Here is an 11811-nt window from a genome sequence, read left to right on the forward strand (position 1 = left end):
TTGTTAATTGTAGTAGTTTTCTTCAAAATATGTACGGAAAAACCGTAAATTTTCAATTTTTAATGCAAACTTATTAACATTGTGACTTTTTTTTTGCGAAAAATCCATATTTTCATTTTCGAATTTTTACTATACTACTAATCTTTTAACCCTCTAAAGAATGAAAATTAAATTACTTCTTCTCATTGTATTAATGAGTGTAAACTTCTCATGGTCTCAAGGGAAATCTTTTTGGCAGAGACAATCCAAAGCAACTAATCAAACCATTAAAGCAAGTAAACAAAACTTGCCCAAAACACAAACCTATGGTTTGAGTATTGAAGGTTTAAAACAAGCTTTGGTAAATGTTCCAAAACGAAATGATGGTTCTAAATCATCGAATGTTATCTTATCGTTTCCTGATGAAAATGGACAATTTGAGCGCTTCAGAATCGTAGAAGCTTCTGTATTGCATCCTGATTTGGCTGAGCAATTCCCAGATATCAAATCTTATGCTGGACAAGGGGTAGATGATCCAACAGCAGTAATCAGATTTAGTATCTCTCCTTTAGGTTTTCAAAGTATGCGCTTGTCTGCTAATAAGCCAGCAGCTTTTATCGAAGCCTATACAGAGGACTTATCTCAATATACGGTATTTACAAGATCACAACGTTTAGATTTTAGTGATGACTTTGAATGTACTGTTACAGATAAGATGAACAATGCTATGGATTCTGGATTTGCAGCTAGAAACGCAGATGATGGTATTTTAAGAACTTACCGTTTGGCAGTTTCAACAACTGGAGAATATACTGCGTATCATGGTGGAACAAAAGCATTGGCTCTTGCTGCAATTAACGCAACAATGACGCGCGTTAACGGAATTTTTGAGAATGACTTTAACGTCACTATGGTGCTTATCGCTAACAATGCTAATGTGATTTATACAAGTGCCAATTCTGATCCTTATACATCCTCCGGTTCTTACAATTCGCAATTGCAATCAACATTAACGAGTGTAATAGGAGAATCTAATTATGATATCGGACATTTATTCGCTCGTGCATCAAATAATGGAAACGCAGGATGTATTGGTTGTGTTTGTGTAAATGGTCAAAAAGGTAGCGGATTTACATCGCGTACAGATCCTGAAGGAGACCCTTTCGATGTGGATTATGTGGCTCATGAAATTGGTCACCAGTTTGGTGGAAATCATACCTGGACGTTCAATGGAAATGAGGGAACTAATGCGCAAATGGAACCTGGTAGTGGATCTACAATAATGGGTTATGCAGGAATTACAGGAGCAACAGATGTACAATCTAATAGTGATCCTTATTTTCATGCACGATCAATAGAACAAATTACCAACTATATTAAAACAACCAGTTGCCAGACAAATACGGCTACAGGAAATGCAGTGCCATCTGTAAATGCTGGCTTTAATTACACAATTCCAAAAGGAACGGCATTTGTTCTTGAAGGCTCAGCTACTGATGCTAATTCAGGAGATGTGTTAACGTACTGCTGGGAACAATATGACGAAAACAATGCATCAACAACGTATCCGAGTGTCAATGCAACTTCTGGTGTAGCTTTCAGATCTTACAGTCCTACAACCGATACAAAACGTTATTTCCCAAGATTATCTACGATAAAAACTGGTGCAACTTCTTGGCAATGGGAAGCTGTTCCTAATGTGGCACGTAGTTTAAATTTCAGACTAACAGTTAGAGATAATAAAGCAGGAGGCGCAACAAATAATAGTGATGATATGGTTGTTACTGTTAATGGAACTGCAGGACCTTTTGTGGTTAACTCTCCCAATACAAATGTAACTTGGAATGCTGGTGCAACTGAAACAGTTACTTGGAATGTTGCAGGAACAACTGGAAATGGTGTAAATGCAACAACAGTTGATATTTTCTTATCTACAGATGGCGGAAACACTTATCCAATTACTTTGGCTTCTGGTGTTGCAAACGATGGGTCTCAAACCATTACTGTACCAAACAATCAAGGCACACAAAACAGAGTAATGGTCAAAGGAGCAAACAATATCTTTTTCGATATTTCTAATACCAACTTTACCATTTCTGGAGCTGTATCTTGTACAGCTACTGTCCCAACAGGATTATCAGCATCAAATGTTGGTTCTTCAACGGCAACTTTAAGTTGGAATGCCGTTTCAGGAGCGTCTTATGATTTAAGATATCGAGTTACTGGTACGTCGACATGGACGACCAATGCGGTCTCTGGAATATCTTCAAACCTTACGGGTTTAACAGCATTAACGCAATATGAAGCACAAGTAAGAAGTAAATGTTCTGGTGGAAGTAATTCTGCTTACAGTTCATCAGTGAATTTCACAACGACAGAAGTGCAATTAACGTATTGTAACTCCGCAAGTACAAATGTGAACGACGAATACATCAGTAGAGTTCAGTTAAATACGATCAACAATACGTCTGGTGCACAATTTTATTCGAATTTTACTTCAATTTCAACAAACCTGACCAAAGGAAATCAATATACTATTACAGTCACTCCAACCTGGACAGGAACCGTCTATTCTGAAGGTTATTCCGTGTGGATTGATTATAATAAAGATGGTGATTTTACAGATTCCGGAGAACAGGTCTGGTCGCAATCTGCAACTCAAAACACACCAGTAAGTGGCAGTTTTACAGTGCCAACAAGCGCTGTTAATGGCGCAACAAGAATGCGTGTGTCTATGAAATATAATGGGATTCCAACATCTTGCGAATCATTTACCTATGGTGAAGTTGAAGATTATACGGTAAACCTAGCTGCTGGAACACCAGATACGACGCCACCAGTGATTACCTTAAATGGAGCATCAACCATAAATTTAGAAGTTGGAGACACCTATAACGAATTAGGAGCTACTGCGACCGATAATATTGATGGCAACTTGACTTCAAGTATTGTAATTACAGGAACAGTTAATACCAACACTGCTGGAACGTACACACGTTTTTATAATGTAAGTGATGCAGCAGGAAACGCAGCAACACAACGCACAAGAACAGTTGTCGTGTCGCAACCTGCAGATACAACGCCACCAGTGATTACCTTAAACGGAGCATCAACCATAAATTTAGAAGTTGGAGATACCTACAACGAATTGGGAGCAACTGCAACCGATAATGTTGATGGCAACTTGACTTCAAGTATTGTAATTACAGGAACAGTTAATACCAATGCTGCAGGAACGTATACGCGATTCTATAATGTTAGCGATGCGGCAGGAAACGCAGCAACGCAACGTACAAGAACTGTAATAGTGACACAGCCTTCTACAGGAGGGTGTTCTGGAGGAATTTCTTCTTTTCCATATAGCGAGAGTTTTGAAAGTGGCTTTGGTGCATGGTCACAGACTTCTGGAGACGATCTTAACTGGACAAGGGATAGCAATGGAACACCTTCAAGTAATACAGGGCCATCTAGTGGTTCTGACGGAAACTGGTACGTGTTTGTTGAGGCGTCTTCACCAAACTATCCAAGTAAAACAGCAATCTTAAATTCACCTTGTTTCGATTTAAGCGGAGAAACGGAAGCTAATTTTACCTTTGATTACCATATGTATGGCGCAAATAATTTAGGAAGTATCTCTGTTGAAGCGAGCAGTAATAACGGATCGTCTTGGACTAGTATCTGGAGCGAATCTGGATCTAATCAAGGTAACTCTTGGCAGTCTGTTGATTTAGACCTTGCTGCTTATGTAGGCGGATCAGTTCAATTACGATTCAATCGTGTTACTGGAAATACATGGCAAGCAGATATTGCCATAGATAATATTGGGTTGACTGCTGGAGGCGGAAGTGGCTCAGGATGTTCTAATGTTAATCTATCGATTACGTTCGATAATTATCCTGAAGAAACGGCTTGGACAATTAAAAATTCATCAGGTCAAACTGTAGCTTCAGGCGGAACTTATGGTTCTCAGGCAGATGGCTCTACGCTCAATATCGCTGTGGGTTGTTTAGATGATGGTTGCTACGATTTCCAAATCACAGATACGTATGGTGACGGAATTTGCTGTGCTTATGGTAATGGATCTTATACATTAACGAACACAGATACTGGAGCAACACTAGCGTCTGGTGGATCATTTACGAGTTCTCAAACGACTAATTTCTGTTTAACAGGTACTTCTAAAGGAGAAACTGCAAAAGATCAAATTAGTTTAAGTATGAATGATATCAAGTTGTATCCAAATCCAGTAAAAGGTCATATCTTAAATGTAGCAACGCGCTATAAAGACGTATCCTACGAAATTTACAATATGGTAGGACAACTGGTTTCAAAAGGAAAACTTGATAGCAAATCGATAGATGTAAGCGGATTAGAAGGTGCTATGTATCAAATTAAATTTACTACAGAAGGCGAAACCTTAACAAAACGCTTTATCAAACAGTAACAATTAACTAACTATTAATTGAGAAAGGTCCAGATGTCATGTCTGGGCTTTTTTTATTTGGGCAAATTTATAGTTTTATAAAAGTTTAAATGAAAATGGTATAAAACTATAAACCAGGCTTTCACTACTCAATCTTTTTTTGAAAACAAAAAAAGGATTTCAAACATTCCATTCAATCCTTTTTGCGTGACTAAATAATCTAGTTTAGATATAATAACTAAATGAATCTGTTATATAATATTAATTATGTCACCTTGAGCGCAGTCGAAGGGTCTTTAACATTGATAATTTTTATAGGATTCGACAGATTGAAGAATGAGCGACGATAAATCTAAATAATTATAAGATTCTTCCTCGTTTCTCGTTCGGAATGCCAATAAAAAAGTCATTACCTTTAATTAAGTAGAGAATCAATAGTGTAACTTATAAAGTGATATCAGATTCTTGTTAAATATGAATAATCTCATTGTCGTGAAGCAGCTCATCGCCTCGCAATCTTAAAAATATTTGAGCTACAGCAATGGTGTCTTTTTCACAATAGTTAACAATGCGATCGATATCTTTTTCTTTATAATACACACCAAATACTTCACTACCATCAATGTCATCTTTAGGAGAAGGAATGCCTAAAACATTCGTGAGTAACTTTAAAGAGGTATAGGTTTTATAATCTCCAAATTTCCATAATTCTAAAGTATCAAGATGAGGTACTTCCCATGGTTTTTTTCCGAAGAGATTTAATTTATAAGGCAATTCGATATTATGGATAATCATTCGCCTTGCGATATACGGAAAGTCAAATTCTTTTCCATTATGTGCACAAAGTAAATGCTTGGTCTGACTAAAATGAGAAATTAATAAATTTTTAAAATCTTTCAATATTTTAACTTCATCTCCATAAAATGAGGTCACTCTAAAGGTTCTCACATCACCTTGATAGGTAAAATATCCAACCGAAATACAAACAATTTTACCAAATTCGGCCCAAATACCTGCACGATCATAAAATTCTTCAGCAGTAAACTCATCACGTCTCTGGTATTGCGATTTTAATTCCCAAAGTTGTTGTTTCGTTTCATCTAAATCTGAAAAATGTTCAGTTTCAGGAACGGTTTCAATATCTAAAAACAAAATGTGTTCTAAGTTGAGTTTTGAGATCATATCATTTTAACTTTAATTTAAAAGTCTTTACTTTCTTAATAACATAGCACATTGCTTTCCGAAAATTCCAGCAATTCCAGCGGCTAGTCCGCCAACAATACCTGTAACCAAAATAAGCAGGTAAGGATTGCCTTCTAGTGGCAATAAGACTGCAATCTTTTTAGATAATGTAAAATCGTTGGCATTACTCAACCAGAACGCATACACCATCCAAAACAGAACCATAGCAAAAAACGGCACAAAAAATACAGCACTCTTTCTCAAACTGAAAAGTATCGCTGTTATAAAACTCGCTAGCATCACAGACCACCAAGGTAAAACCTGAGAGAGTAGTAAAGCGATAATGATTGTGGCTATAAAATTGATCAGGTTTTTTTTCATTGGTTTGGTGTTAGGGTTTGCGTCGCTGTGACTCCTTCGGTTGTGTTTTGATTCTGCATAAACAATAAATCATAATAGACTCCTGCTGCCCAATCGTCAATAAAATTATCATAGTAACGACTTCCAGGATTTCCAGATTGACCTCCAGGATAAATACCATAAGCTTTTGGTGGCGAAGACATTTCAACAATCATTCGCCATGAAGGGCCATGATTTACATCAGAAGCATTGACTGTGTTTCGATCACCTCCAATAGGAATGTCAAATCTTGAAAAGGCAGGTAATGACTGTAATAAATGACCAACATAAGCACCTTTATATTGTTTCCAGTTAAACTCGCCATTCTCAGTTTGCCATTCTTTCAATTCTTCAGCAGCAGCTTTAAATGAAAGCGTAAACAAATCAATTGCTGTTTCTTTTTTTGGCGTGTCTACAATATCCATAAACGTATCATTTGGATGATTTTTCAGCATGTAAATAGTTTGATACATAAAAGGCGCCTTCATGGCTTCATCTTCAATATCAAATTCATCCCAAGTCATTCGATATAAGTGTTTGATCCATGCAGACCAGATACTTGGCCCTACATTATCAATATGAGTATTAAAATTCCAGTGTCTTATATGATTTAGAAGTAATTGTTCATCTTTAGTAAGTGCAGGCGTTTCCATTCTAGCTAGCATAAATGGTACGAGTTCTTGAGCTTTAAGATTCAAATTATTATTTTGAAGTCTTTTGAAGTCTTGAATACTTAAGGTTTCTCTTTGTCTGAAATACTCATTAATCACTCGGTTTCTGTAAGTTTCATAGCCATCATTAAACACATAAAACGGATACGATTCATCAACTGGATGCTGATTGGCAGAACTTACATAACCACGTTCAGGGTTTTTAATATGAGCATTAAATGCTGTAGGAATATAACCTTGCCAGTCGTGTTTAGGGTTGCTTCCATCAAGCAAAAATTTACCCTGACCTTCCCACTTATTGGGAAATTCACCCTGAATCCATAAGGCAATGTCACCTTTAGTTGAGGCAAAAGCAAAGTTTTGTGCTGGAGCCACGTGATTGGAAATAGCCGCTACATAATCATCATAATTTTTACCCTTATTCAGTTTTAAAAACAACTCTGTAAAGTTGTGACCTTTATGACCTGCCCATTTCATAGCATAGCCCTTTTTAGCATCATCACTTTTAAAGGTATGATCGTAACTCACAGGACCATGATGCGTATAAATTACAGAATCAATAAAGGTTTCCTTTCCTCTAACTTTAATTTCTTCAAGTCTTAAAGATGTTTTTTTCCAGGCATTATCATATTTGTATGCTTGTCTGCTTTCATCTTGAAATTCAATTTTATACCAGTCTTTGACATCTCGAGTTGCATTGGTAACGCCCCAGGAAATATCATTATTGAAACCGATAATAATTCCTAAGGCACCAGGAAGAGTGGCTCCAAACACATTTTGATTAGGCGAATGTAATTGCATTACAAACCAGATTGAAGGTAATTTTAAACCTAAATGCGGATCGTTAGCCAGAATAGCATTACCAGAATATGATTTTTGCGGACTTACAGCCCAATTGTTACTGCCATTGTTTGGATGCGGTTTTTCCATCGTTTCAGAAATGGAATCGAGAGGCATTTCACTAAGAGGAAGTTCAGTTTGTTCAACATCAATAAAGCACCAGTCTTGTTCTTTCGGAATGACAGGATCATTAACATCAAAAAAATCAGGGAATAGTAAATCAAAACGCGCTTTGCCAAATTTCCGAAGCATATTAGTGTATTCCAAATCGGAATCTTTTCCGCAGAGCATATCAGTCATATACATTAATAAATGCATGGTTTTATCAATATTCCAAGCTTCAGGTTGGTAATCTAATAATTTATACTCAACAGGATAATCTTCTGGTTGAAGCTGATTGATATAGGCATTAACACCATCACTGTATGCTTGAAGATGTTTAAGAGATTCTGGATCTTTTTTTATTACCTCTAAGCTGTTTTCGGCACCAAAAAGCATTCCTTTTCTACGCTGTGCTCTGTCAAAATCCAGACCTTTTTCACCAATAATTTCTGAAATTCGCCCAGCAGCCGCAAAGGTTTGGAACTCCATTTGCCACAAACGATGTTTGGCAGTAATATACCCTTGAGCTTTGTATAAATCGTAATCATTTTTGGCAAAGACATGAGGAATGAGTTGTGCATCATAATGCACAGTGACTTCATCTTCCAATCCATTAATTGAAACACTACCTGTAGTGGCATCATCAGTTTCATTTTGCCAAATACCTTCGTTTGGCGCTAAAAATTTACCAAGAGGAGGAAGGCTACCAAGTTTGGTATTTAAAACATAAAAAATGGCTATTGTAGCTAAAATAGAACTAACGAGCTTCAAGTATTTCATAATGGTATAACTATACAGCATTAAAGATATGAAAATATAGAATATAATCTACATTTTTATACATGTAATACTTTTTGATTCATATAATATTGTAATTCGAACTACTAATTATTTAGCATTTCATAAGCTTCTTCAATGTAAATGTAAATATCGTCAGTGTATGATTCTAAAGGATTGCCAGGACCTTTTGAATGTCCTAGTCTAACAATAATTATGTTGTCATCAGGTTGTACGATAACATATTGCCCGAGATGACCTTGCATCATAAAAAACGGTTTCCCTAAATGTTCAATGAGCCACCAGCCATAACCATATTCTGGACTTTCAGGAAAACGTGGCGTAACAGATTTAGCTACAAATGCAGAATCTAAAAGTTGTTGTCCGTTCCATTTTCCATGATCTTTATACAATTTTCCAAATCGAGCAAAATCCTTGGCATTACTAGCAATGCAACAATAGGCTTTTACCAAATCATGATCTTCACTATCAACTTGCCACAAGGTGCTGTTTTCGCTTCCAAGAGGTTTCCAGAAGCTCTCTTCAAGATAGTTGTATAGTTTTTTTCCAGTAGCTTTTTCAATAACCATAGCTAACATTTGTGTATCTCCACTGGCATACTTGAAACGTTGTCCAGGTTCATCAACGACTTTAAGTCCGTTCATCACTTTAGCCAAATCATCATCAAAATAAGCCCTAGTTGTAATAGACAAAGGAGAATAATAAGCTTCATCCCAATTTGTGCCTGAAGCCATTGATGATAAATCACCAACCGTCATTGTAAATGCTTTTCCTTCACAAAATGCTGGTAAGAAATCGCAAACAGGTTGGTCTAAACTTTTTATATGACCATCCATTATTGCTTTTCCTAATAAACCAGAAACATAGCTTTTTGCCATTGAAAACGAATTGGATTTGGAATCTTCACCAAAACCATCATAATAATTTTCAAACCAAATACTATCATTTTTTATAATAAGATAAGCGATTGTACCCCAATTTTTATTTGCTTTTTTTAAGATTTCTGTGGGTTGAGCCGAATTATAATCTTTATGGTTTGACCATGCTATTGGATTTGCTGAAGCCTCGATTGTTTGATTATCGAATTCTTTGTAATCTTCTAAAAAGGCTGTTGTATGGCCTTTCAAATAAATAGTTCTTACAGCTTTGATTAAGTAATCGGTATCTGTGATGTATAAAACGATAATAAGTAATCCCAAAAACAGGATTATAAATTTTAATAGCTTTTTAAGGTATTTCATTTGAGAATATCAGTGTTATGCTTGGCGTTGTTTTAGTTTTTGTTTGTAAAAGTCTTTATTGGCTATATAAAGGGTTTTATTAAAAGTAGCAATTTTATTTTGTTCCACATCAACAAGGTTCATGGTTTTAGTAAGATCCATTTCATTTGAAATGGCAATATGTTTTTTGATGTGTTCAATTTCTTCAGGAGTAAAAATAAACTCCCCAAAAATTCTTTGTTTGGCAGGTTTTCTGTAGCGCGCTTCAACGGATTTGTCCCAAACAACATAGTCATTGCCAAGAATTTGAATGAGTTGGATCATATAAATGGGATCTGTTGCTGCTAACATACTTCCACCAAAAATACTTCCAGCATAGTTTCTGTTTTTCCAGTTGAGGTTTAAAGTAATGACAACTTTGTGTAAATCATCACTAACTTCAATAATTTTGGCCGTTGTTCTTCGATACATTGGTGACCAGTTAAATCCGTACTTATAAATAGTAGAAGGTTTAAAAAAGCGTTGTAAAAATTCGTCGGCAATTTTATACATCAAAAAAGGCTTTGTTGTTTGTACGGACTTTCGTGTTCTAGCAACCATTGTTTTCTGGATAATCCACCTGCATAACCTGTTAAGCTACCATCACTTCCAATGACACGATGACAAGGAACGATAATCCACAACGGATTTTTACCATTAGCATTTGCGACTGCTCTAATCGCTTTGATGTCGCCAAGTTGTTTAGAAAGTTCTAAATATGATATTGTTTCTCCGTAAGGAATTTGCTCTAACTGCTTCCAGACTTTTTGTTGAAATTCTGTGCCTTGCGGATTTATTTTGAGGTCGAATTCAGTTCGAGTGCCTTCAAAATATTCTCGGAGTTGTATGACGCAGTCTTCAAGTTCTACTGGAATAATGTCTGTTTCTTTGTCCTGGGAATTAAGTATCGTTACTTCAGAAATACCATCGTTATCACCAACAATTTTGGTAAAACCTAAAGGCGATTTGATAATACAACTTTCCAATATTATTCGTTTTCTTCGGAAGTGTTATCTTCTAGTATGCCCAATTTTTTCGCTCTCGATTCCCAGCTTTTTCTAGCGAGATGCTGAAGATCTGATACGTTATCGCTTTCGTCCATGATTTCCAAACCAAGCAATGTTTCAATAACATCTTCCATTGTAACCAAACCACTTACAGATCCATATTCATCTACCACTAAAGCCATATGATTTCTACTCTCCACTAATTTTTCAAAGAGTTTAGGGATTGGTAAGTCTCGAGAAACGACAATAATGTTTCTTTTTAATTCTGAAAGCTTTTTTGAGCCATGATCTAATGCCATTTCCTTAAAAACTTCATCTTTTAATACAAGACCATTTATATTATCAGCATCATTTGAATAAATAGGAATTCTTGAAAATCGGAGATTCATATTTTGCTTGAAAAAATCTTCAACAGTTGTTTCTTCATCAACCGATTTCATAACCGTTCTTGGTGTCATCACATCTTTAGCGAAGACCTCTTTAAAGGTTAAAAGATTTTTAATGATTTTGCTTTCATTCTCTTGAAACACACCTTCTTCATGAGCCATGTCGGCCATCACTAAAAACCCTTCACGACTTAACACACTGCCATGGCCTTTGCCACCAATTAACTTTGTAGTCAATTGTAAAATCCAGAGAATTCCTGTCCATTTTAATGGAAAAATAAGAACATGGAGAGCTTTGGTCGTAAAGTTAGCCAACTGTTTCCAATAGGTTGCTCCTATGGTTTTCGGAATAATTTCTGAAGCCACAAGAATAAGAATCGTCATGATAGTAGATACCACACCTACCATGATATCTTCTGTAAACTCAATGCCTAAAACAGTTCTTGAAGTAGTACCGTAAAGTTCAGCATAAGCCACTTTTGCTTGTACACCAACTAAAATTGCGCCAACTGTATGTGCAATAGTATTTAAAGTAAGTATGGCAATGAGAGGACGATCGACATCTTTCTTTAATGTCTCTAAATCTTCAGCATAGGTTTTTCCTTCACTCTTTTTTAAATTAATAAAGGTTGGAGTAACACTTAGAAGAACAGCTTCTAAAATGGAACATAAAAAGGAAAAGAAAATAGATATAAGCGCGTAGAATATAAGTAATCCCATTAATGTCTTTTATTTAGTTAATGCGAAGTTACAAAATGAATACTT

Annotated in this window: 8 protein-coding genes; 1 reads left to right on the plus strand and 7 read right to left on the minus strand. The window is 35.9% G+C overall.

The annotated features are described in order from the left end of the window. The first annotated feature begins 160 nt into the window (after positions 1–160). Entirely contained in the window at positions 161–4423 is a 4263-nt protein-coding gene (locus TD18_RS16860) for a reprolysin-like metallopeptidase (protein ID WP_052461217.1), read from the plus strand. A 447-nt stretch (positions 4424–4870) separates the two neighbouring features. Here the strand turns inward: TD18_RS16860 and TD18_RS15410 are convergent, their stop codons facing one another. From TD18_RS15410 to TD18_RS15440, 7 genes are all read right to left on the minus strand, one after another. Further along, positions 4871–5584 (minus strand): 3'-5' exonuclease, encoded by a 714-nt coding sequence (locus tag TD18_RS15410; protein WP_040254418.1) that lies wholly within the window; start codon positions 5582–5584, stop codon positions 4871–4873. Positions 5585–5611: 27 nt separating this feature from the next. Further along, positions 5612–5965, minus strand: a complete 354-nt coding sequence (locus tag TD18_RS15415; protein ID WP_040254420.1) for a hypothetical protein — start codon at positions 5963–5965, stop codon at positions 5612–5614. Beyond that, a complete protein-coding gene (locus TD18_RS15420) occupies positions 5962–8376 on the minus strand; it encodes a penicillin acylase family protein (RefSeq protein ID WP_040254423.1) in 2415 nt (804 codons plus the stop codon). The genes TD18_RS15415 and TD18_RS15420 overlap by 4 nt, the downstream gene beginning before the upstream one ends. 104 nt (positions 8377–8480) lie before the next feature. Beyond that, positions 8481–9635, minus strand: a complete 1155-nt coding sequence (locus TD18_RS15425; protein WP_040254425.1) for a serine hydrolase domain-containing protein — start codon at positions 9633–9635, stop codon at positions 8481–8483. Positions 9636–9650: 15 nt separating this feature from the next. Continuing rightward, entirely contained in the window at positions 9651–10166 is a 516-nt protein-coding gene (locus TD18_RS15430; RefSeq protein ID WP_040254427.1) for a PaaI family thioesterase, read from the minus strand. Further along, entirely contained in the window at positions 10166–10639 is a 474-nt protein-coding gene (locus TD18_RS15435) for a methylated-DNA--[protein]-cysteine S-methyltransferase (protein ID WP_040254429.1), read from the minus strand. Before TD18_RS15435 ends, TD18_RS15430 begins: the two co-directional genes overlap by 1 nt. A gap of 2 nt (positions 10640–10641) precedes the next feature. Next, the gene (locus tag TD18_RS15440) at positions 10642–11766 is read right to left on the minus strand and encodes a CNNM domain-containing protein (protein ID WP_040254431.1); all 1125 of its coding nucleotides are present in this window, start codon (positions 11764–11766) and stop codon (positions 10642–10644) included. Positions 11767–11811 lie beyond the last annotated feature (45 nt).

Source organism: Psychroserpens mesophilus (assembly GCF_000826645.1).
Taxonomy (GTDB): Bacteria; Bacteroidota; Bacteroidia; order Flavobacteriales; family Flavobacteriaceae; genus Psychroserpens; species Psychroserpens mesophilus.